Here is a 19,210-nt window from a genome sequence, read left to right as displayed (position 1 = left end):
TTCAGTCGGCGACCGGGTCAGTTTTCCAGCGGCGGCAACAACGTCTCCCCAGGTGCTCTCAGTGAGCTGGTGGATTTCGAGTGTTAATCCGATGCTTCTGGCGCCCTCGCTCGGAAGTCGAGCCGGTCGGCTTACGTGTCGTCTTCGTCGAGGCGGAGGCGGGTGGCTTCGCCGGCGAGGCGCTCTCGGGCGGCGTTGAGGGAGCGCAGGCTCGCGATCGTTGCCGAACGTCGCTTCATGGCGAGGCCGATCAGCAGGGCTTCGACGAGAACCATGGTCGTCGCGTGCATGCTGAGAAGGTCCGCCCGTCCGCGTGGGGCCGTCAGCACCAGACGGACGCGCGGTCCGAGGCGGGGGCCGAGAGTGTCGGTGACGAGGATGACCGGGACGTTGCTCTGTGCGGCAGCCTCGAGGAGGACGGCCAACTCCGAATAGAGGCGCCCGTAGGCGAATGCGACGACGAGGTCACCGGCGCGCAGCCGCGCGACGTCGTCGGCAAACAGGAGGCCGCCGTTGGTGAGCGCGAGCGCGTCGAGACCCATGCGCGCCATCTGCAGCACGAAGTAGTTCACCACCGCACTCGTCGGTCCCAGACCGAACACGGCGACGCGACGCGCGTCCCCGATCAAGCCCACGGCTGTGCGAATGTCGTCGGACGTCACCGACCGTCGCAGAGCTGCGATCGACTGCTCATGGAGGCCGAGCGTGAGCGCGAGGGCGTCGGCGGGATTGTCTCCGGTCTCTGCGAGCGTGCGCTCCACGCGCTCGGCGAGCGTCAGGTGTTGTCGCATCTCCTGCGCGAGCACGCGCTTGAGCTCGGCCAATCCAGAAAAGCCAAGAGCCTTCGCCGTACGCACGACGGTGGCATCGCTGGTGCCGGTGCGGTCGGCGAGGACCGTCGCCGAGGACATGAGCGCGACCTCGCGATGCTCGCGAATGAAGGTCGCGACCCGTTGCTCAGCCGCGCTCAGCCGTTCGAACCGCTGCACGAACCGGGTCTCGAACATGGCCACCTCTCGATTGGCTTGACTCTGTAGCGAATTCCACAATAATTGTTCAATCATGTAGAAATTACTACGGATCGGGTGGCCTATGATCGCATCATGGGGATCTGTCGCGCCTGCGGTCGGATCGGCATTCGTGGCCTCGACCGTCGAGGTGGTGGAGGCGTTCACGATCGTTCTCGCCGTCGCGACGCTGCGCGGCTGGAAGGCGGCCGGCATCGGCACCCTTGCCGCGCTCGGCGTTCTGGCGGCGATCGTGCTCGTCTTCGCGCCCCTGCTTGCTCTCGTTCCGCTTCACGGGCTTCAGCTCGTGATCGGCGTGCTGCTCCTCCTTTTCGGGCTGGGCTGGCTGCACAAAGCGATCCTCCGGGCCGCTGGCGTGATGGCGCTGCATGACGAGAGCGCGATCTTCGAACGCGAGAGGCGCGCGATCGGTGACGAGGCGGCTCGCCACGAGACGACCGCCGACTGGATCGCGGGGATTGCCGCGTTCAAGGCGGTTCTGCTCGAGGGACTGGAGGTGGTCTTCATCGTCATCGCCGTCGGCGCGGCGGCGGGTTCGCTCTGGCCCGCGGCGGGTGGCGCGCTGGCAGCCTGCCTCGCCGTCCTCGCCCTTGGCGCCCTGATCCGCAAGCCGCTCGCGCGTGTGCCGGAGAATGCGCTCAAGTTCGCCGTCGGAATCATGCTGTCGTCGTTCGGCGTGTTCTGGACGGGGGAGGGCCTCGGCGTCGTGTGGCCGGGGGCGGACCTCTCCCTTATCGGCCTCGTCGTCATCTTCGCGGTCGCCGGCCTCGCCGCGAGCCGCCTTCTGGCGCCCAACCGGCTGGAGGTCGCGTGAGCATTCTCTCCGACGTCGTGAAAGAGCTCTTCGGCATGTTCCTTGCCGATTTGCGCCTCGCTGTCGGCATCTTCGTTCTCGTCGGCGTGGTCGCCTTTCTGCTTCAGGGGTTGCATGTGGCCTCGCTCATCGGCGCGGCGGTGCTCGTCATCGGCAGTCTCGCGCTTCTCGTGGAGGCCGCGATGCGCAAGGCGCGACGCTAGGTCGGGAGCCGAACCATATCCTGACGATCGCGCTGCACCTGACATATGGCAAAGCCCGGCAAACTCATGAGGATGATCGGCGCCGCGTGGCCGTCATTCTCGATCGGGTGAATATTTCCCCGACCTAGCCTTCGGCGGTCTCGGGGATGTACTCGGCTAGGTAGCCCGACAAGGCGGGGTCGTCCAAACTGTCGCCGAACCAGCGGTCCCAAATGATGCCGGTGCGGACGACGTTGGCCGGGCTTCCGACGAGGAGCGCGCCGTCTGGGTATTCGCCTGCTGACACCGTGGCGTGGGTACCGACCACGGAGTTCATCCCGATGCGGCTGCCTTTGAGAAAGGTGGTGGAGTGGGCGCCCCAGACGTGGTCACCAATGTGCGTGTCAGCGGCCGGATTGATTTGCTGGCGCGTTGCGACGTCGAAGATGGGATGGGCGTCCGAGTTCCGAATATGAACGTTTCGACCGAACATACAGCGGTCTCCGATGGTGATGCGCCGGCCCTCTTGAGCGGTGATGGCGATCTGCTGTGCGGTAACCTCACGACCGATGATCACAGTGGCGCCTTGCGCGATGCCGATGACACCCTGAAGGAGGCAGCCCTCACCGATCTCAAGATAGCTGTTGCTGTGGCGGATCGTAATTGCGAACTGGCGGCGGACACCCATCGGTCCGATGCGAACTGTATTGTTGTTTCCTAAGATTGTAATCCGTAGTTTGAACGGGTGGATCGGGCCGATCTCGATTGTGTTTCCCCGGCCGCGATCATGGATTTCGACGTCCGATCTCATATCATCACTCCAAGAATTGACTTGGGGGATACTCGGGCGTGCTGAATAAGCCGTTTTGTTTAGAGGGATAGATCCGGTGACAGCAAGAGCGGCAACGTCTCCGGACGTAAATGAACATTAAGCGGACCGGTCGACCAGAGACAAGGGGAGGTTAGACGGGCCCCTGCGCCAAATCGTCTACATTGGCGCACGGATCACCGAGGGCGACCGAGCGCCTCTGGGTGAGGCGCGCGTTCTCGGACAACCGAACCTGCGACCGTCGTCCGACCGACCAGAGTCAGTCGAGGACGACGATGCCGGTATGTTTGGACTTGTGCTCCGGCTCGACGTGGATGGTGATCTTGGCGTCGGCGATCGTGGCCCTGAGGGCGGCTTCGACGCGGTCGCAGATCTCGTGGGCCTCGAAGACCGTGGTTTCGCCGGGCACCACGAGGTGGAAGTCGATGAAGGTGACGCGGCCGGCGTGGCGGGTGCGCAGGTCGTGCGCCTCGATGGCGCCGCCGGCCTCGGTGGAGATGATCGAGCGCACGACGCCGAGCGTCTCCTCCGGCACCGCCTCGTCGAGGAGGACGCTGAGCGATTCCTTCACGAGCTTCGAACCGGACCACAAAATGTTGACGGCGACGAGGCTCGCGACGGCGGCGTCGAGGCGCCACCAGCCCGTGGCGAGGGCGAGGAGCAGGCCGACGATCACGCCGATCGAGGTGAGCACGTCGGTGAAGAGGTGCTTGCCGTCGGCGACGAGGGCCGCGGACTTCTGTCGGCGTCCCTGGCGCAGGAGCACGGCGGACCAGGCGGCGTTGACGACGGTCGCGAGGGCGTTGACGAGGAGGCCGTCGATCGGAGCGTCGAGCACGCGGGGGGTGAGGAAGGCGGTGTAGGACTCCTTGAGGATCAGGATGGCGGCGATGATGATCATCACCCCTTCGAGCACCGCGCTGAAGAACTCGGCCTTGTGGTGGCCGTAGGGGTGGTTGGCGTCAGCCGGACGGGCGGCGAGGCGGATCGCGAAGAGGGCGGCGAAGGCCGTCGCCACGTTGACGGTGCTTTCCAGGGCGTCCGACAGGAGCGCGACCGACCCGGTCATCCAATAGGCGAGGCCTTTGAGGCCGAGGACGACGAAGCCGATGATCAGGCTCCCGATGGCGAGCTTCATGGTGGTCGACACGGGGTGTGCTCTCGCTGGTTGCGGACCGGACCTTTGCGGCGGATGGCGGTACCGATATGGCACGCGCCGGCTCTGCCGTCAGCGAGCCAGCTCTAGCGTGCCTGACGCTGGTGCACGAGCCCGCAGGTCGCGGGAACGTGCCGCAGGAGGCGCCGGGGTGAGGGCTATTCGCCTTCGACCGGCTGGTGTTCGATGGCGCCGCGCTGCTCCAGCCAGCGGGCGACGAGCCAGCAAGAGAGCGCCCAGGCGGCGCCCCCGGCCCATCCGGCGAGCACGTCGGTGGGCCAATGGACGCCGAGATAGACGCGGCTCGCCCCCACCGCAAAGGTTACGAGGATCGCGAGGGCGACGATGTAGATCTTCATTCGCCGCCGCTGTTGGGCGTGGGCGACGATGACGGCGAGGGTGAGGTAGGTGGTCGCCGCGAGCATCGAATGGCCGCTCGGGAAGCTGGCGCTGGAGACGGCGACCTCGTGGGACACGAGCTCGGGCCGCGGGCGGTCAAAGGCGAGCTTGGCGAGCGTGGTCACGACGGTGCCTCCGAGGACCGCGATCGCCAGGAAGCTCATGGTGCGGACTTGGCGCTGTAGGTAGAGGAAGCCGCACACGGCGAGGGTGATCGAGGCGAGGATGCCGAAGCCGCCGAGGGCGGTGAAGTCGCGGGCGAGCTCCTCGACCCAAGGCGGGCCGATGGGATCGCCGATGTCGCCGGGCGCGCGAAGGCCGAGGAGAAGGGCGGAGTCGAGCTGGTGTGTGTCGCCCTCGAGGACCTCCTCGGCGATGGCGATGAAGAGCCAGCCGCAACCCGTGACGGCGAGCACGATCAGCAGCGCGCGAAACTCGGTGAAGCGCTGGAGGGTGCCGAGGGCCCAGCGGCCATAGTGGACCATCCGATCCCGGGTGAGGCTCATCCTCGTCTCCTCTCGGGCGGCCGAGCGGCGGCCGTGACACTGGCGCGGGCAGGGCAAGCGGCGAATGCTTTCGCCCTGCGGCACGAATCTTTGCGCGACGGACACATCTTATGCGAGTGGTTGGAACAAAGGGCGGTTGAGGAGGTTGTCCCGTTGACGGCGGGGTCTGCGCGTCGGGGTGTGATGGGCGTCGTGCCCGAAAAGTGACCACTCCGGGCCGCTTTTGGCGGCCCTTTGGGCCAGGGGTGAAGCTCTTTGCCTATCATTGCGGCCAACAGTCGCCTAACAACACGGAATGAAGAGGAGGGTGCAAGCCTATGTGCGGGATTTGCGGCGAGGTGAGGTTCGACGGGGCGCCGGCATCGGTGACGGCGGTGGCCGCGATGGCGGATGCGATGGCCCCGCGCGGACCGGACGGCGCCGGGATCCTCGCGCGTGACCGCGTCGCCTTCGGCCATCGTCGGCTGACGATCATCGACCTGTCGACGCGTTCGTCGCAGCCGATGACGGATCCCGAGCTCGGCCTCTCGATCGTGTTCAACGGGTGCATCTACAACTATCCGGAGCTACGCCGCGAGCTCGAGGGCAAGGGCTATCGGTTCTTTTCCTCCGGCGATACGGAAGTGATTCTGAAGGCGTATCACGCTTGGGGAACCGACTGCGTCAAGCGCTTCCACGGCATGTTCGCCTTTGCGATCCACGAGCGGGACAGCCAGCGCGTGGTGCTCGGGCGCGACCGGTTCGGCATCAAGCCCTTCTACCTGTCGGAGACCGATGGGCGGCTGCGCTTCGCCTCCTCGTTGCAGGCGATCCTGGCGGCCGGCGACGTCGATACGTCGATCGATCCGGTGGCGCTCCATCATTATATGTCGTTCCACGCCGTGGTGCCGCCGCCGCTCACCATCCTGAAGGGGGTGCGCAAGCTGCCGCCGGCGACGGTGAGGGTGATCGAGCCGGACGGGCGTTCGCGCGAAGAGGTCTACTGGCGGGTCGACTATACCCGCACGGCGGAGGACATCGAGACGCCCGCGGAGGTGTGGCGCGATCGGGTGCTTGATGCGCTGCGCCTGTCGGTCGATCGGCGCATGGTGGCGGACGTGCCGGTGGGGGTGCTCCTGTCCGGCGGCGTCGATTCGTCCGTGATCGTCGCGCTTCTTGCCGAGGCGGGGCAGACGGGGCTGAAGACCTTCTCCATCGGCTTCGAGGATGCGCACGGTGAGGTCGGCAACGAGTATCAATATTCCGATCTGATCGCCGAGCGGTTCGGGACCGATCATCACAAGATCTTCATCCCGTCGGCGGAGATGATCGAGGAGATGCCGGCGACGGTGGCGGCGATGCCGGAGCCGATGGTGTCATACGACAACGTGGGCTTCTTCCTGCTGTCGCGGGAGGTCGCCAAGCACATCAAGGTGGTGCAGTCCGGCCAGGGGGCCGATGAGGTGTTCGGCGGCTATCATTGGTATCCGCCGATGGCCTCGGCCAATGACCCGCTCGCCACCTACGCCAAAGCGTTCTTCGATCGGCCGCACGAGAGGATGGCGCAGGAGGTATCGGCACCCTATCTCGCCGACCATGACGTGAGCTTGGAGTTCGTGCGCCGGCAGTTCGACATTCCGGGGGCCGACGACCCGGTCGATAAGGCGTTGCGCATCGATTCCACGGTGATGCTGGTGGACGATCCGGTGAAGCGCGTGGACGCCATGACGATGGCGTGGGGCCTCGAGGCACGGGTGCCGTTCCTCGACCACGAGCTGTGCGAGCTCGCGGCACGGGTGCCGCCGCAGTACAAGCTCGCTCAGGGGGGCAAGGGCGTGCTGAAGGACGTCGCCCGGCAGCTTGTCCCGCATGAGGTGATCGACCGCAAGAAGGGATATTTCCCGGTACCGGCGCTGAAGTATATTTCAGGCCCGGTACTCGATATGGTGCGGGGCGTGCTCGATGCGCCGGCCGCCAAGGATCGCGGCCTGTTCCGGCCGGACTATCTCGACCGGCTGCTGGCCGATCCGCCCGCCCACATCACACCGCTGCGCGGCTCCGAGCTGTGGCAGGTGGCACTGCTCGAGATGTGGTTGCAGTCACATCGGATCTGAGGGGGACCGATGACCAACAAGACCGAAGTCGTGGCGGGACAGAGCGCCAAGGCGCCCGCCGCGGCGAGCGCGTCCGGCCAACGCCGGGCGTCCGACCCCATGAACGTGGCGATCGACTGCGGATGGGGCACGCTGCATTTCGCGGACACCTACGAGACATCGGAGGCGCTGGCGGAGGCGATGCGGGCGGAGGGGCCCGGCCGCCGCGACATCGCCTTCTACGTGGAAGAGCCGCACGTGATGCTGTCGGCGGCGCCACTCGAGCTGTTCCTCGACCCGAGCCACGCCTTTCGGCTGACCCTCGCCGACTACGAACCTTCGGGGACGAAGCCCAAGGGCTTCAGCGTGCGGCGCATGGCCAACGAGGAGGACGCGGAGGCGGTGAACCGCATCTACGCCTCGCGCGGCATGGTGCCGGTCCGGCCCGACTTCTTCTGGCGGCGGCGCGACAGCCGGGCGTTCACCTATCTCGTCGCCGAGGACGAGGCGACGGGCGCGATCATCGGCACGGTGACCGGGGTGGACCACGCCCGGGCCTTCGGCGATGCGCGGCATGGAACCTCGCTCTGGTGTCTGGCGGTGGATCCGCAGACGCGCCACTCGGGCGTCGGCGAGGCGCTGGTGCGCGCGCTGGCCGAACTCTACAAGGACCGCGGCTGCTCGACGCTCGACCTTTCGGTGCTGCACGACAACGAGCACGCGATCCAGCTCTACGAGAAGCTCGGCTTCGGGCGACTGCAGGTCTACACGCTGAAGCGCAAGAACCCAATCAACGAGCGCCTGTTCGCCGGTCCGGCTCCGGAGGTGAACCTCAACCCCTACGCCCGCATCATCGTGGAGGAGGCGCGGCGGCGCGGGATCGACGTCGACGTGATCGAGGCCGGCAGCGGTCTCTTTCGCCTGACCTACGGTGGGCGCTCGCTGCGCTGCCGGGAATCGCTGTCGGAGATGACGAGCGCCGTCGCCATGTCGATCTGCGACGACAAGGCGGTGACGCGGACCATCGTGGAGCGCGCCGGCATCGTGGTGCCCGACGAGATCGAGGCCGAGACCCCCGCCGCGGTGAAGGCGATGTTCGACAAGCACGAGCGGATCGTCATCAAGCCAGCCCGGGGCGAGCAGGGTCGGGGTATTTCAGTGGGGCTTACGGCCGACGACGACGTGGACGCCGCGTTCATGCGTGCTCGCGAGGTCTGCGAGCGGGTTCTGGTGGAAGAGTTCGTCGAAGGGGATGATTTACGCCTTGTGGTGATCGACCATCGGGTGGTCGCCGCGGCGATCCGCAAAGCCGCGCGGGTGTTCGGCGACGGGCAATCCACGGTGGGGACGCTGATCGAGAAGCAGAGCCGGCGCCGGGCGAGTGCAACGGGGGGAGAGGCATCCATTCCGCTAGACGGTGAAACCGAACGCTGCCTGAAGGCACAGGGGCTGACGATGGACAGCGTGCCGGACGATGGACGCGAGGTGCAGGTGCGGCGCACCGCCAACCTCCACACCGGGGGGACGATCCACGACGTCACCGATCACGTGCACCCGGCGCTGGTGAGCGCGGCGGTGCGGGTTTCGCGCGCGATCGACATTCCGGTGGTCGGCGTCGACCTCATGGTGCCCTCGCACCGGGAATCGGCCTATCGTTTCATCGAGGCGAACGAGCGGCCGGGGCTCGCCAACCACGAGCCGCAACCGACGGCCGAGCGGTTCATCGACCTCTTGTTTCCGCAGTCCATCCCGCATGCCGCGCGGCAGGCGGCGCGCCAATCGGAGCCGACGTGTCCCGCCTGACCATCGACACTGTCTATCTGAAGGATACTTTGGCGGAGCTGTTGTCGATCGCTTCGCCGACCGGCTACACCGATACCATCGTGCGGGCGGCGGTGGGCGAGCTGCGTCGGCTCGAGGTGGAGATGGAGATCACCCGGCGCGGCGCGATCCGCGCCCGCCTGCCGGGCAAGAGCCCGCGCGGCGCCCGCGCGATGATCGCCCACCTCGACACCATCGGGGCGCAGGTGAAGCTTCTGAAGGAGAACGGGCGGCTCGAGATCGTCCCGGTGGGCACCTGGTCGTCGCGTTTTGCCGAGGGTGCGCGGGCGACCGTCTTCACCGACAAGGGCGCCTATCGGGGTACGATCCTGCCGCTCAAGGCGTCCGGCCACGTCTATAACGAGGAGATCGACACGCAGCCGGTGTCGTGGTCGAACGTGGAATTGCGCGTCGACGCCCTCGTCAAGGGGCACGAGGATCTGGCGCGCCTCGGCTTTGCGATCGGTGACCTCGTCGCCATCGATCCGCAGTCGGAGTTTATGGACAACGACTTCATCGTGTCGCGCCATCTCGACGACAAGGCCGGGGTGGCGACGCTGTTCGCCACCATCGAGGCGCTGAAGCGGGAGAAGGTGGAGCTGCCGGTGGACCTCTTCTTCATCTTCTCGATCTTCGAGGAGGTGGGGATCGGTGGGGCCTCGGTGCTGACGGACGATGTCGCCTCGTTGGTGGCGATCGACAACGGCACCACCGCGCCCGGGCAGGCGAGCGCGGAGTTCGGTGTCACCATCGCGATGGCCGATCAGTCGGGCCCGTTCGACTACCATTTGACGCACAAGCTGGTGAAGTTGTGCGAAGAGAACGAGATCCGCTATCAGAAGGACCTCTTCCGCTATTACCGCTCCGACAGTGCCGCGGCGCTGCAGGCGGGGTACGACGTGAGGAGCGCGCTTGTGACGTTCGGTGTGGACGCCTCGCATGGTTATGAGAGGGTGCACCTGCACGCGCTACGGTCGATCGCCGAGCTTTTGACCGCCTATGCGGTGAGCCCGGTGGAGATCGTGCGCGATCGTGAGGCGATCGGGTCGATCGCCGGATTTCCGACACAGCCGATGGAGGATGCGGACGTTTTCCCGCGTCCCGGCAAACCACAGCTCTAGGAGTGACGAGCCGATCGATGGAGATCATTCGGGGCACCGAGGCGCTTGCCGATTTGTGCGCGCGGCTCAGCAGCGCAGAATTCGTGACGGTCGATACCGAGTTCATGCGCGAGACGACGTTCTGGCCCAAGCTCTGCTTGATCCAGATCGCGTCGATGGACGAGGCCGCCATCATCGATCCGATGGCGGAGGGGCTCGCGCTGGACCCGCTCTTCGCGCTGCTCGCCGATCCCGGGGTGATGAAGGTGTTTCATGCCGCGCGGCAGGACATCGAGATCTTTCATCACCTGTCGGGCAACGTGCCGACGCCGATCTTCGACACTCAGGTGGCGGCGATGGTGTGCGGCTTCGGCGACAGCGTGGCCTACGATCAGATCGTGCAGCGGGTGACGGGCAACATCGTCGACAAGTCGTCCCGCTTCACCAACTGGGCGGAGCGGCCGCTGACGGATGCGCAGCTGACCTATGCGCTCGCGGACGTGACGCACCTGCGCGCCGTCTATGTGCATCTGCGGGACAATCTCGCCGACAAGGGGCGCTCGGACTGGGTGTCGGAGGAGATGGCGATGCTTGCCTCGCCCGATACCTACGACTTGAAGCCCGAGGATGCCTGGCGGCGCCTCAAGGCGCGTGCGCGGCAGCCGGTGGAGCTTGCCGTGCTGCAGGATATCGCCGCGTTGCGCGAGCGTGAGGCCCGCGAACGGGACGTGCCGCGCAACCGGGTGATGAAGGACGATGTGATCTACGAAATCGCGCTGCAGCGGCCGGCGACGCCGGAAGCCTTGGCGCGGCTGCGTTCGGTGGGGAAGGGCTTCGAGCGCTCTCGCCTCGGCCAGGCCGTGGTGGGGGCGGTGAACGAGGCGTTGCAGCGACCGGCGAATACGCTGCCGACAATTCCGCGCAAGAAGCCGAGCATCGAGGGGGCGTCGTCGGCGGTGGAGCTGATGAAGGTGCTTCTGAAGCTCTCCGCCGAGGCGCACGGGGTGGCGCCGAAGGTGATCGCCACGGTGGACGATCTCGAAGCGATCGTGGCCGGAAACGATGCGCCGGCCTTGTCGGGCTGGCGGCGGGAGGTGTTCGGCGACGCTGCGCTGAAGCTGCGCGGCGGCGAGATCGCCATCGCCTTCGACGGCAAGCGGCTCACCACGATCGAGTGTGATCGGCCGGTGAACCCGGTGCCGGCGGCCGGTCGAAACCGGCGTCGTCGTCGCAAGAATGCGGGCGAGGGGGCGTCGGGAGTGGTCGACGGGGGCGAGGCGGCGGCCAACCTGTCGTCGGGTTGAGGCGGGGCGGGCGAGCGCTCAGCCGCCCGGGCCGCGAATGGGCGGCTGGAAGGAGTAGCCGAGGTCCCAGGGGAAGTAGATCCAGGTGTCCTGGCTCACTTCGGTGACGTAGGTGTCGACCTGGGGGCGGCCCATCGGTTTGGCGTAGACGGTGGCGAGGTGGGCGCCGGGCAGCCGTTGACGCACGAGCTGGGCGGTTTTTCCGGTATCGACGAGATCGTCCACGATGAGGATGGACTTCGGATCGCGGGCGGCGAGATGCTGGTCGATGTCCTTCAGGACGTCGAGGTTCTCGAGCTGCTTGAACTCGCCGTAGGAGACGACGCTGATCGTGTCGATGATCCGCACGCCGAGTTCGCGGGCGACGATGGCGCTCGGCACCAGGCCGCCACGGGTGATGGCGACGATGGCGTCGAACGGGCCCTGGCCGTTGAGGCGCCAGGCGAGCGCGCGGCAGTCCCGATGGAACTGATCCCAGGAAACGGGGAAGGCTTTTTCGGGAAGGCGCGCGTCGTTCGTCATGGCTTGGCGTCGCCTTGAACGGGGCGATTGTCAAGCGGCGAGGGGCCGTTGTTCGCGGCGATCGCGTTGTGCTCGGCCGCCGGGGTGGGAGTGAGGGCGCGGTCGTCGGGGGTGAGCGACGGGCTCTCGGCGCTGGCGATGAGACGGTCGACCGTGCTGGCCACCAGGCGGGCCGTGGCGCGCGCGAGGTCGCCGCCCTGTTCGCAGGTGACAGGGCGCCGATCGCAGAAGGTGCTTACGTCGTCGACGGCGGATCCGATGACCTGGCCGAACTGGGTGTTGGCACCGATGATCGGGGCGAGCATGACGACGACGAACACCAGTGCAGCGAGCTTGAGAAGAAATGTCATGGGCTTTTGTCCGATCGTTTGAACGGGTTGACCCTAGCGCCTGGCGGTAACGCGCGGGTTTGGATCAAGGATCGGATTGTGTCGGGTTGGGTGAGGCGGTGTTTAACACCCTTTTCACGGCTTTGTGGGAACGTTGCGCCAGGAGGTGCCCGACGTGCGACTGACCGAACGGATCGAACATATGCCCATCGAAGATTGGGCGGCTGCTGTGGGTCGGTTGTCGCGCCGCGTTCGTCGGCGTGTCGCCCGCCGCAGGGTGAGTGTGTTGGTGGTCGTCCTTTGCGCGGGCGTGGCGTCCGCGGTGGGCGCCAATGCGCTCTGGCAACAGAATGAGCGGCACCCCGCGCCGATCTGGGGCGCCGCTAGCGACGACACCGAGGTGCGGCAGGTGGTGGCCTCCCACAGCGGGACGGACGATCCGATCGCGGCGCTGACCGGCGATGCCGGCGCGGACGACGAGCAGTCCGATCTCGTGCAGCGTGTCCAGGCGGTGTTGGCCGAGGCAGGCTACTATTCGGGGCCCGACGACGGGGTTCTCGACAGCGCCACGTCGGACGCCATTCGGCGCTTCGAGGAGGCGCATGGCCTGCCGATGACGGGTGAGCCGAGCCTGACTTTGCTGACCGCCGGGGGAAGCGGCGCCACGGCAATGCCGCCGGCCAAGGCGTCCGCTGCGGCGCATCCTGTCTCGGCGATGGACGTGTCGCAGATTCAGCGTCTTCTCAACGAGAAGGGGTTCGGGCCGCTCACCGTCGACGGCATGATGGGCCCGAGGACGCGGGAAGCGGTCAATCGCTTCGCGGAATCGCGCGGTTTGGACGGCGGATTGTCGCCTTCGGTGCTGAAAGCGCTTGCCGGGGGCGATGCCTGACACCACTTCGCGCGTGTGAGAATATCAACGCACGATCATGACGACGAGGCCGCCTCGTTGCCTCGTCTTAAGTCCGGTGTGTGGGTGATGGCGTATGTGCGCCGTTGCTCCGGACAGGGCGCGTTTGCCGCCATCTCGCGTCGTGGTGACGACAGCGCAGGGGCAATCTTCATCGAATGTCTGCACCGCAGCGGGACGGACCTCTACGGACCGCAGCCGGGGGGCGGCGGGCGCGTGTTCGAGAAGGTGATGGAGAACGCCACGAACATTGCCGTGGCCGAACGCCTGGAGCGCGAGGCGAGGTTCGACGACGATCTTTGGGTCGTGACGGTCGAGGATCGCGACGGGCGGAGCTTTCTGACGACCGACGAGCATGGCTGAGCCCTTCTGGAGGGTGAAGTCGCTGGAGGAGATGTCGCCTGAGGAGTGGGAATCCTTGTGCGATGGCTGCGGACGATGCTGTCTCAACAAGCTGGAAGACTGGGACACCGGCGAGATCGCCTGGACCGACGTCGCGTGCACGCTGCTCGACGAGGGGACCTGCCGGTGTCGCGACTACGCACGCCGGAGCGAGGTGGTGCCGGACTGCGTGCAGTTGACGCCTGAGGCGGTGCGCAAGCTGACGTGGCTGCCCGTGACCTGCGGCTATCGGCGCGTCGCCGAGGGGCGCGACCTTGCGTGGTGGCATCCGCTGGTGTCGGGCGACCCGGAGAGTGTGCACCGTGCCGGGGTTTCCGTGCGCGGCAGGGTGACCTCGGAGGACGACGTGCCGGTGGAAGAATATGAGGCGCGGATCGTCGATTGGCCCAACGAAGAGGTTGTGGCCGATGAAGATGAAATTATAGGTTGACAGCGCAACGGTGCTGGGGTAGAAGGTTGCTACTGTCGCAGAGTTGGGCTTGCGGCGGGGTTGGTTGAATGGGCTCACCGGTCGGCTGAGGCTGATCATCGGCTTGGGATTTTGGACGCGTCGCCTTTGGGCGGCGCGTTTTTTGTTGTCCCGGGCGGTGAGCGGCGCCGACTGGTGGTGCCGCCATTTCGGACCAACGCTCAGCGGGAGAGGGGGAAGATGGCATGATCGACATCGCAGCCGACGACCGCGAGAGCCGGGAAGGGCTGGTGAGCCGCTTGTTCGCCGCCTTCGCGATGCAGGTGCGCGACATCGAGGAGCGCGCCGCCTCGCACGGTGGCGCCGAGATCCTCGAGGACACCAAGCTGTTGAGCGGGCTGGCGCGCACCCTCGAGACGCTGATTTCGCTCGACCGCAAGGTGTCGGCGGGGAGCGAACAGACGCCGGCCGACACCGATGGGATGCGCGCCGAGATCGCCGACCGTCTGGCGCGGCTCAACCCCGCGTCGAAGCGGAAGACCAAGGCGCAGGCGATCCCCGACGAGGGGTCGCATTGACCGGGGTAAGGCGACGGACCTCCGCCTACAATCTGCGGCAAGCGCTGATCGCATGCTTTCGGCGTGGCCAGGCGGACGAGTTTCTGGCCGGGCTGACGCCGGAGCTTGCCGAGACGCTGCTGGGCGACTGGGAGGTCTGGGCGCGACCGGAGCAGATGCCGCCCGACGGACGCTGGACGACGTGGCTGGTGCTGGGGGGGCGGGGCGCCGGCAAGACCCGCGCCGGCGCCGAGTGGGTGCGCGGCATGGCCACCGGAAAAACGCCTTATGCGAAGGCGCCGGTCGGTCGGATCGCGCTGGTCGGCGAGACGCTGGCCGACGCACGCGAGGTGATGGTGGAGGGGATATCCGGCCTGCTGGCGGTGTCGCCGCCACGCGAACGGCCGGAGTGGCAGCCCTCGCGCCGTCGCCTCGAATGGTCGAACGGGGCGGTGGCGCAGATCTTTTCGGCGACGGACCCGGAGAGCTTGCGGGGGCCGCAGTTCGGCGCGGCATGGGCCGACGAGCTCGCCAAGTGGCCCGACCCCGACGCCTCGTGGGACATGCTGCAGTTTGCGCTTCGCCTCGGCGAAAGGCCGCGGCAGATGGTGACGACGACGCCGCGGCCGGTGCCGTTGCTGCGTCGTTTGATGGATGACCCTCGCACTGCGCTGACGCGGATGGCGACGGATGCGAACGCGCTGAACCTCGCGCCCGGCTTCTTGGAGACGGTGGTGGGGCGCTATCGCGGCACGCGGCTCGGTCGCCAGGAGCTCGACGGTGAGTTGATCGAGGATCGCGACGACGCGTTGTGGTCGCGTGACGAGATCGACCGTGGTCGCGTTGCCGAAGCGCCGGCGCTGCAGCGCATCGTGGTGGCGATCGATCCGCCGGCGACGAGTGGGGCGCGATCGGCGGCCTGTGGGATCGTGGCGGCCGGTCTCGGATCGGACGGCCATGCCTATGTGCTCGCCGACGCCACGATCGCGCGGGCCGGCCCCAAGGTGTGGGCGGAGCGGGCGGTGTCGCTCTACCACACGCTCGGGGCCGACCGCTTGGTGGCGGAGGTGAACCAGGGCGGCGAGATGGTGGAAACCATCGTGCGTGAAGCCGATCCGACGGTGCCGGTGCAGACGGTTCGGGCGAGCCGGGGCAAGTGGACGCGCGCCGAGCCGGTGGCGCTTCTCTACGGGCAGGGCCGAGTGCGCCACGCGGGGGTGTTCGCCGAGCTCGAGGACCAGATGTGCAATTTCGTGCCGGCGGGGACCGCAGAGGGCGTGTCGCCGGACCGGATCGATGCGCTCGTGTGGGCGCTGACGGTGTTGATGCTCGAGCCGACGGGGGCGTCGCCGCGGGTGCGGCGGTTCGGATGAGACCTGTCGGGTGACGATCGAAGGGGGCCGGTGGCCCCCTTTTTTGTTGGTCGGGCGATTTCGGGAACGGGCGGGGCGGCGCCATGGCGTCAGCTTCTGGGAAAGGGGTGCGATGGGCATCTTTGGCACACGCGAACAGAAGGCCTCGCGGGTGGGCCGGCTGATGACGATCGAGCCGCTCGGCCGCGCGGCCTGGACGCCGCGCGACTATGCTTCGCTGGCGCGAGAGGGCTTTGCGAAAAACGCCATCGTCTACCGCTCCGTGCGGATGATCGCGGAGGCGGCGGCATCGGCTCCCTGGCTTCTCTATGACGGGGAACAGGAGATCGAGCGGCATCCGCTGCTCGATCTCCTGCGGCGACCCAATCCGGCACAGTCGGGGGCGGCGTTGATGGAGGTGCTCTACGGGCACCTGCTCGTCGCCGGCAACGCCTATCTGGAGGTGGTGGCGCTCGACGGGGCACCGCGCGAGCTGTTCTCGCTGCGCCCCGACCGCATGAAGGTGGTGCCGGGGCCTGATGGGTGGCCCCAGGCGTTCGAATATTCTGCCGGGGCGCGGACGGTGCGCTTTGCGCAGGAGGGGACGCCGCCGCCGATCCTGCACCTGTCGCTCTTCCATCCGCTCGACGATCACTATGGCTTCGCGCCCATCGAGGCGGCACAGACGAGCCTCGACATCCACAATGCGGCGGGCGCCTGGTCGAAGGCACTGCTCGACAATGCGGCGCGGCCGTCCGGGGCGCTCGTCTATACCGGCGAGGGTCATCTCAGCGACGAGCAGTTCGAGCGGCTGAAGGCGGAGCTCGAAGACGGCTATACCGGTGCGCGCAATGCCGGGCGGCCGCTGCTTCTGGAAGGCGGGCTCGATTGGAAGACCATGGCGATGAGCCCTCGCGACATGGACTTTATCGAGGCGAAGAACCAGGCGGCGCGGGAGATCGCTCTGGCCTTCGGGGTGCCGCCGATGCTCCTCGGGATCCCGGGCGATTCCACCTATTCCAACTATCGCGAGGCGAACCGGGCGTTCTGGCGCCAGACGGTGCTGCCGCTGGTGAACCGGACCGTGCAGGCGATGGGCAACTGGCTCGGCGCCGCGTGGGGACCGACGCTGCGGCTCGGCTTCGATGCCGATCAGATCGAGGCGCTGTCGGTCGAGCGGGAGGCGCTGTGGGATCGGGTCGCGAAGGCCGACTTCCTGACCCGGGATGAGAAGCGCATCGCCGTGGGCTACGGCATCGACAACCCCGAGGGGGGCGGCGCCGCCGCGGATGAGTGATGGACCCTCTCACGCAGAGCGTGGTGGAGCGAGGTGACCTGGCGCACCTCGCTCTTTTTCTTTGGGCGACGGCCTCGTCCGGCCTCCTGATCTGGACGATGCGCGAGCTTGCCCGCTCGAACCGGCGCTTCTCGGACTTCGTGACCGCGATCGCCAAGCTCAACTCACTGTTCGGACAAGACTGATGGTCAGATGGATGCGGGCAATGTCGCAGCCGGTGATACGGCTGACATTTATGGAGCAGGTGGACCATCAGCCCACCTTCGACGCGTTCGCCGAGAACGTGGCGCGGCAGATCGTGGCCGATCGGGTGCGGCAGGAGCCGCGCGTCGTCAGCCTCCGGCGGAGAGCCGTCCGATGAGGCGCGCGCGGGCGCCGGAAACGAAGTTCGCGAGTCTTGTGGGAAGTGTCGACGCCGAGGGGCGGTTCTGCGGCTACGCCTCGCTGTTCGGTCGGGTGGATCTTTCCGGCGACGTGGTGATGGCGGGGGCGTTCGCCCGCTCGCTGCGCGAGAAGGGGCTCGATCGCGTCGGGATGCTCTTGGAGCACGATCCCGGCAAGCCCATCGGAACATGGCTCGCCATCGAGGAAGACCGGCGCGGACTATGGGTGGAGGGGCGGCTCGGCCGGTCCGCCACCGCGGCCGCCGCCGGGCGGCGCATGGCCGAGGGACGGCTCGACGGGCTGTCCATCGGCTTTCGCACGGTGGCGGCCGAGGAGGATCGGCGGACGCGGGTGCGCCGGCTGATCGAAATCGACCTCTGGGAGGTGTCGGTGGTGAGTGCCCCGATGCTGCCGGAGGCGAGGGCGCGGGCGGCCGGCTCAGGTCGCGGCGCGGGGGGCGAGGCCTCCGGGACTGCCGTGGACGCGGGGCTGATTGCCCGGCTGCGTCGGACAACGGCGCTTCTTCGTCAAACGAGGTGATCAATGGATAACGAGATGAGTGCGCCTGAAACGAAGGCCGATCTGGCGCAGGCGTTTACCGACTTCATGGGGGCGTTCGAGGTCTTTCGCGAGACCAACGACCGCCGTCTCGCCGAGCTCGAGCACAAGAGCGGCGCCGATGTGGTGACGACCGACAAGCTCGCCCGCGTCGAGGCGGCGCTCGACGCCAACCAGCGTCGCATGGACGAGATGGTGCTGAAGTCGCACCGCCCGTCGCTCGGCGGTGCCGTGGTCGCGGGGCCGAACGAGCACAAGGCCGCCTTCGAGGGCTATGTGCGGGCCGGCAACGAGACCGGGCTCCGGGCGCTCGAGAAGAAGGCGCTGACCGGCGGGGCGTCCGATGCCGGCTTCACCGTTCCGGTGGAGGTGGAGGCCGAGGTGATGCGGCGTCTGACCGCGATCTCGCCGATCCGCTCCATCGCCGCCGTACGGCAGGTGTCGGGGGCGACCTACAAGAAGCCGATCACCAGCGCCGGGCCGGTAACGGGCTGGGTCGCCGAGACCGCCGATCGCGACGTGACCGACGCGCCGACCCTGTCGGAGCTGAAGTTCGACACGATGGAGCTCTATGCGATGCCGGCGGCCACGGCGACGCTGCTCGACGATACCGCCGTGGACATGGACCAGTGGCTCGCCGACGAGATCGAGACGGCCTTCGCCGAGCAGGAGACGGCTGCGTTCGTCGCCGGCACCGGCACCAGCAAGCCGCGCGGTTTCACCGACTATACGCTGGTGGAGGAGAGCTCCTGGTCGTGGGGCAACATCGGCGTGGTGAAGACCGGCGTCAACGGCGGCTTCCCGGTCAGCACCCCGGCCGACAAGCTGATCGACCTCGTCTACACGCTGAAGGCGGGCTATCGGCAGAACGCGCACTTCGTGATGAACCGCTCCACCCAGGCGGCCGTGCGCAAGATGAAGGACGGTGACGGCAGCTATCTGTGGATGCCGCCGGCGATCCCGGGCGCCCGTGCCTCGCTGCTCAACTTCCCGGTGGTCGAGGCCGAGGACATGCCCGACATCGCCACGGACGAGCCCGCCATCGCCTTCGGCGACTTCCGTCGCGGCTATCTGATCGTCGATCGCCAGGGGCTGAAGATCCTGCGCGATCCCTATTCCTCCAAGCCCTACGTGCTCTTCTACACGACCAAGCGCGTGGGTGGCGGTGTGCAGGACTTCGACGCGATCAAGATGCTGCAATTCTCCGCCTGATCTCTGGCGGAGGCGGCCACCCAGGCAGGGTGGCGGAGCGCGGGCCGGCCCTTGGGGTCGGCCCGTT

The 19,210-nt window shown here is 67.3% G+C and carries 22 protein-coding genes; 16 read left to right on the top strand and 6 right to left on the bottom strand.

Features of this window, described 5'->3' with window-relative positions:
• Positions 1-131 precede the first annotated feature (131 nt).
• Positions 132-1,175 (bottom strand): MurR/RpiR family transcriptional regulator, encoded by a 1,044-nt coding sequence (locus tag JCR33_RS04045; RefSeq protein ID WP_198880734.1) that lies wholly within the window; start codon positions 1,173-1,175, stop codon positions 132-134.
• Here JCR33_RS04045 and JCR33_RS04040 point away from each other — a divergent pair.
• Both JCR33_RS04040 and JCR33_RS04035 read left to right on the top strand, forming a co-directional pair.
• Entirely contained in the window at positions 1,096-1,842 is a 747-nt protein-coding gene (locus tag JCR33_RS04040; protein ID WP_408628749.1) for a COG4280 domain-containing protein, read from the top strand. The two genes, JCR33_RS04045 and JCR33_RS04040, sit on opposite strands and share 80 nt — an antisense overlap.
• On the top strand, positions 1,839-2,045 hold the full coding sequence (locus JCR33_RS04035) for a hypothetical protein (RefSeq protein ID WP_198880732.1): 207 nt from the start codon (positions 1,839-1,841) through the stop codon (positions 2,043-2,045). The genes JCR33_RS04040 and JCR33_RS04035 overlap by 4 nt, the downstream gene beginning before the upstream one ends.
• A gap of 124 nt (positions 2,046-2,169) precedes the next feature.
• Here JCR33_RS04035 and JCR33_RS04030 read toward each other — a convergent pair whose 3' ends face one another.
• The 3 genes from JCR33_RS04030 to JCR33_RS04020 all read right to left on the bottom strand — a co-directional run bounded on the left by JCR33_RS04030 (position 2,170) and on the right by JCR33_RS04020 (position 4,914).
• Positions 2,170-2,835, bottom strand: coding sequence for an acyltransferase (locus JCR33_RS04030; RefSeq protein WP_198880731.1), 666 nt, complete (start codon positions 2,833-2,835; stop codon positions 2,170-2,172).
• Between the two features lie 277 nt (positions 2,836-3,112).
• Entirely contained in the window at positions 3,113-3,991 is an 879-nt protein-coding gene (locus tag JCR33_RS04025) for a cation diffusion facilitator family transporter (protein ID WP_198880752.1), read from the bottom strand.
• A 176-nt stretch (positions 3,992-4,167) separates the two neighbouring features.
• Positions 4,168-4,914 (bottom strand): phosphatase PAP2 family protein, encoded by a 747-nt coding sequence (locus tag JCR33_RS04020; RefSeq protein ID WP_211110053.1) that lies wholly within the window; start codon positions 4,912-4,914, stop codon positions 4,168-4,170.
• A 317-nt stretch (positions 4,915-5,231) separates the two neighbouring features.
• Here JCR33_RS04020 and JCR33_RS04015 point away from each other — a divergent pair, with 317 nt between their 5' ends.
• The 4 genes from JCR33_RS04015 to rnd are packed head-to-tail and all read left to right on the top strand — an operon-like array spanning position 5,232 to position 11,211.
• Positions 5,232-7,007 carry an N-acetylglutaminylglutamine amidotransferase gene (locus JCR33_RS04015; protein ID WP_198880730.1) on the top strand — a complete coding sequence of 592 codons (1,776 nt, stop codon included), beginning with the start codon at positions 5,232-5,234 and terminating at the stop codon, positions 7,005-7,007.
• A 9-nt stretch (positions 7,008-7,016) separates the two neighbouring features.
• Positions 7,017-8,789, top strand: a complete 1,773-nt coding sequence (ngg, locus tag JCR33_RS04010; RefSeq protein ID WP_198880729.1) for an N-acetylglutaminylglutamine synthetase — start codon at positions 7,017-7,019, stop codon at positions 8,787-8,789.
• On the top strand, positions 8,777-9,928 hold the full coding sequence (locus JCR33_RS04005) for an osmoprotectant NAGGN system M42 family peptidase (protein ID WP_332461114.1): 1,152 nt from the start codon (positions 8,777-8,779) through the stop codon (positions 9,926-9,928). Before ngg ends, JCR33_RS04005 begins: the two co-directional genes overlap by 13 nt.
• Before the next feature lie 17 nt (positions 9,929-9,945).
• Positions 9,946-11,211 carry a ribonuclease D gene (gene rnd, locus JCR33_RS04000; protein WP_198880728.1) on the top strand — a complete coding sequence of 422 codons (1,266 nt, stop codon included), beginning with the start codon at positions 9,946-9,948 and terminating at the stop codon, positions 11,209-11,211.
• An 18-nt stretch (positions 11,212-11,229) separates the two neighbouring features.
• On the opposite strand, the gene gpt is transcribed toward rnd, so the two are convergent.
• Both gpt and JCR33_RS03990 read right to left on the bottom strand, forming a co-directional pair.
• Positions 11,230-11,733 (bottom strand): xanthine phosphoribosyltransferase, encoded by a 504-nt coding sequence (gpt, locus tag JCR33_RS03995; RefSeq protein WP_198880727.1) that lies wholly within the window; start codon positions 11,731-11,733, stop codon positions 11,230-11,232.
• A complete protein-coding gene (locus JCR33_RS03990) occupies positions 11,730-12,083 on the bottom strand; it encodes a hypothetical protein (protein ID WP_198880726.1) in 354 nt (117 codons plus the stop codon). Before JCR33_RS03990 ends, gpt begins: the two co-directional genes overlap by 4 nt.
• Before the next feature lie 154 nt (positions 12,084-12,237).
• Here JCR33_RS03990 and JCR33_RS03985 point away from each other — a divergent pair, with 154 nt between their 5' ends.
• From JCR33_RS03985 to JCR33_RS03940, 10 genes are all read left to right on the top strand, one after another.
• Complete coding sequence (locus tag JCR33_RS03985; RefSeq protein WP_198880725.1) at positions 12,238-12,954, top strand: peptidoglycan-binding domain-containing protein; 717 nt, start codon at positions 12,238-12,240, stop codon at positions 12,952-12,954.
• A gap of 15 nt (positions 12,955-12,969) precedes the next feature.
• On the top strand, positions 12,970-13,335 hold the full coding sequence (locus JCR33_RS03980; RefSeq protein WP_332461113.1) for a DUF1491 family protein: 366 nt from the start codon (positions 12,970-12,972) through the stop codon (positions 13,333-13,335).
• Positions 13,328-13,804: a YcgN family cysteine cluster protein gene (locus JCR33_RS03975; RefSeq protein WP_198880723.1), complete on the top strand. Its 477-nt coding sequence runs from the start codon at positions 13,328-13,330 to the stop codon at positions 13,802-13,804. The genes JCR33_RS03980 and JCR33_RS03975 overlap by 8 nt, the downstream gene beginning before the upstream one ends.
• A 224-nt stretch (positions 13,805-14,028) precedes the next feature.
• Positions 14,029-14,361, top strand: coding sequence for a hypothetical protein (locus JCR33_RS03970; RefSeq protein WP_198880722.1), 333 nt, complete (start codon positions 14,029-14,031; stop codon positions 14,359-14,361).
• 83 nt (positions 14,362-14,444) lie between these two features.
• Complete coding sequence (locus JCR33_RS03965) at positions 14,445-15,713, top strand: DNA-packaging protein (RefSeq protein WP_232372238.1); 1,269 nt, start codon at positions 14,445-14,447, stop codon at positions 15,711-15,713.
• Between the two features lie 112 nt (positions 15,714-15,825).
• Positions 15,826-16,989, top strand: coding sequence for a phage portal protein (locus JCR33_RS03960; protein WP_198880721.1), 1,164 nt, complete (start codon positions 15,826-15,828; stop codon positions 16,987-16,989).
• A complete protein-coding gene (locus JCR33_RS03955) occupies positions 16,989-17,174 on the top strand; it encodes a hypothetical protein (RefSeq protein WP_198880720.1) in 186 nt (61 codons plus the stop codon). Before JCR33_RS03960 ends, JCR33_RS03955 begins: the two co-directional genes overlap by 1 nt.
• 20 nt (positions 17,175-17,194) lie before the next feature.
• Positions 17,195-17,350, top strand: a complete 156-nt coding sequence (locus JCR33_RS03950; protein WP_211110051.1) for a hypothetical protein — start codon at positions 17,195-17,197, stop codon at positions 17,348-17,350.
• A complete protein-coding gene (locus JCR33_RS03945; protein WP_198880718.1) occupies positions 17,347-17,913 on the top strand; it encodes an HK97 family phage prohead protease in 567 nt (188 codons plus the stop codon). Before JCR33_RS03950 ends, JCR33_RS03945 begins: the two co-directional genes overlap by 4 nt.
• Before the next feature lie 15 nt (positions 17,914-17,928).
• Complete coding sequence (locus JCR33_RS03940) at positions 17,929-19,143, top strand: phage major capsid protein (protein WP_232372210.1); 1,215 nt, start codon at positions 17,929-17,931, stop codon at positions 19,141-19,143.
• The last annotated feature ends 67 nt before the right edge of the window (positions 19,144-19,210 follow it).

Origin of the sequence: Acuticoccus mangrovi (assembly GCF_016411865.1) — a bacterium.
GTDB classification, from domain to species: domain Bacteria; phylum Pseudomonadota; class Alphaproteobacteria; order Rhizobiales; family Amorphaceae; genus Acuticoccus; species Acuticoccus mangrovi.
Note: the sequence above shows the minus strand (reverse complement) of the source record. Positions and strands in the feature narration are given on the sequence as shown.

Excerpts from the sequence above, each read along its gene's own strand:
- JCR33_RS04030 (WP_198880731.1), bottom strand. The coding sequence starts at position 2,835 with ATGAGATCGGACGTCGAAATCCATGATCGCGGCCGGGGAAACACAATC.
- JCR33_RS04025 (WP_198880752.1), bottom strand. The coding sequence starts at position 3,991 with ATGAAGCTCGCCATCGGGAGCCTGATCATCGGCTTCGTCGTCCTCGGC.
- JCR33_RS04020 (WP_211110053.1), bottom strand. The coding sequence starts at position 4,914 with ATGAGCCTCACCCGGGATCGGATGGTCCACTATGGCCGCTGGGCCCTC.
- JCR33_RS04015 (WP_198880730.1), top strand. The coding sequence starts at position 5,232 with ATGTGCGGGATTTGCGGCGAGGTGAGGTTCGACGGGGCGCCGGCATCG.
- ngg (WP_198880729.1), top strand. The coding sequence starts at position 7,017 with ATGACCAACAAGACCGAAGTCGTGGCGGGACAGAGCGCCAAGGCGCCC.
- rnd (WP_198880728.1), top strand. The coding sequence starts at position 9,946 with ATGGAGATCATTCGGGGCACCGAGGCGCTTGCCGATTTGTGCGCGCGG.
- gpt (WP_198880727.1), bottom strand. The coding sequence starts at position 11,733 with ATGACGAACGACGCGCGCCTTCCCGAAAAAGCCTTCCCCGTTTCCTGG.
- JCR33_RS03990 (WP_198880726.1), bottom strand. The coding sequence starts at position 12,083 with ATGACATTTCTTCTCAAGCTCGCTGCACTGGTGTTCGTCGTCGTCATG.
- JCR33_RS03975 (WP_198880723.1), top strand. The coding sequence starts at position 13,328 with ATGGCTGAGCCCTTCTGGAGGGTGAAGTCGCTGGAGGAGATGTCGCCT.
- JCR33_RS03970 (WP_198880722.1), top strand. The coding sequence starts at position 14,029 with ATGATCGACATCGCAGCCGACGACCGCGAGAGCCGGGAAGGGCTGGTG.
- JCR33_RS03960 (WP_198880721.1), top strand. The coding sequence starts at position 15,826 with ATGGGCATCTTTGGCACACGCGAACAGAAGGCCTCGCGGGTGGGCCGG.
- JCR33_RS03955 (WP_198880720.1), top strand. The coding sequence starts at position 16,989 with ATGGACCCTCTCACGCAGAGCGTGGTGGAGCGAGGTGACCTGGCGCAC.
- JCR33_RS03950 (WP_211110051.1), top strand. The coding sequence starts at position 17,195 with ATGTCGCAGCCGGTGATACGGCTGACATTTATGGAGCAGGTGGACCAT.
- JCR33_RS03945 (WP_198880718.1), top strand. The coding sequence starts at position 17,347 with ATGAGGCGCGCGCGGGCGCCGGAAACGAAGTTCGCGAGTCTTGTGGGA.
- JCR33_RS03940 (WP_232372210.1), top strand. The coding sequence starts at position 17,929 with ATGAGTGCGCCTGAAACGAAGGCCGATCTGGCGCAGGCGTTTACCGAC.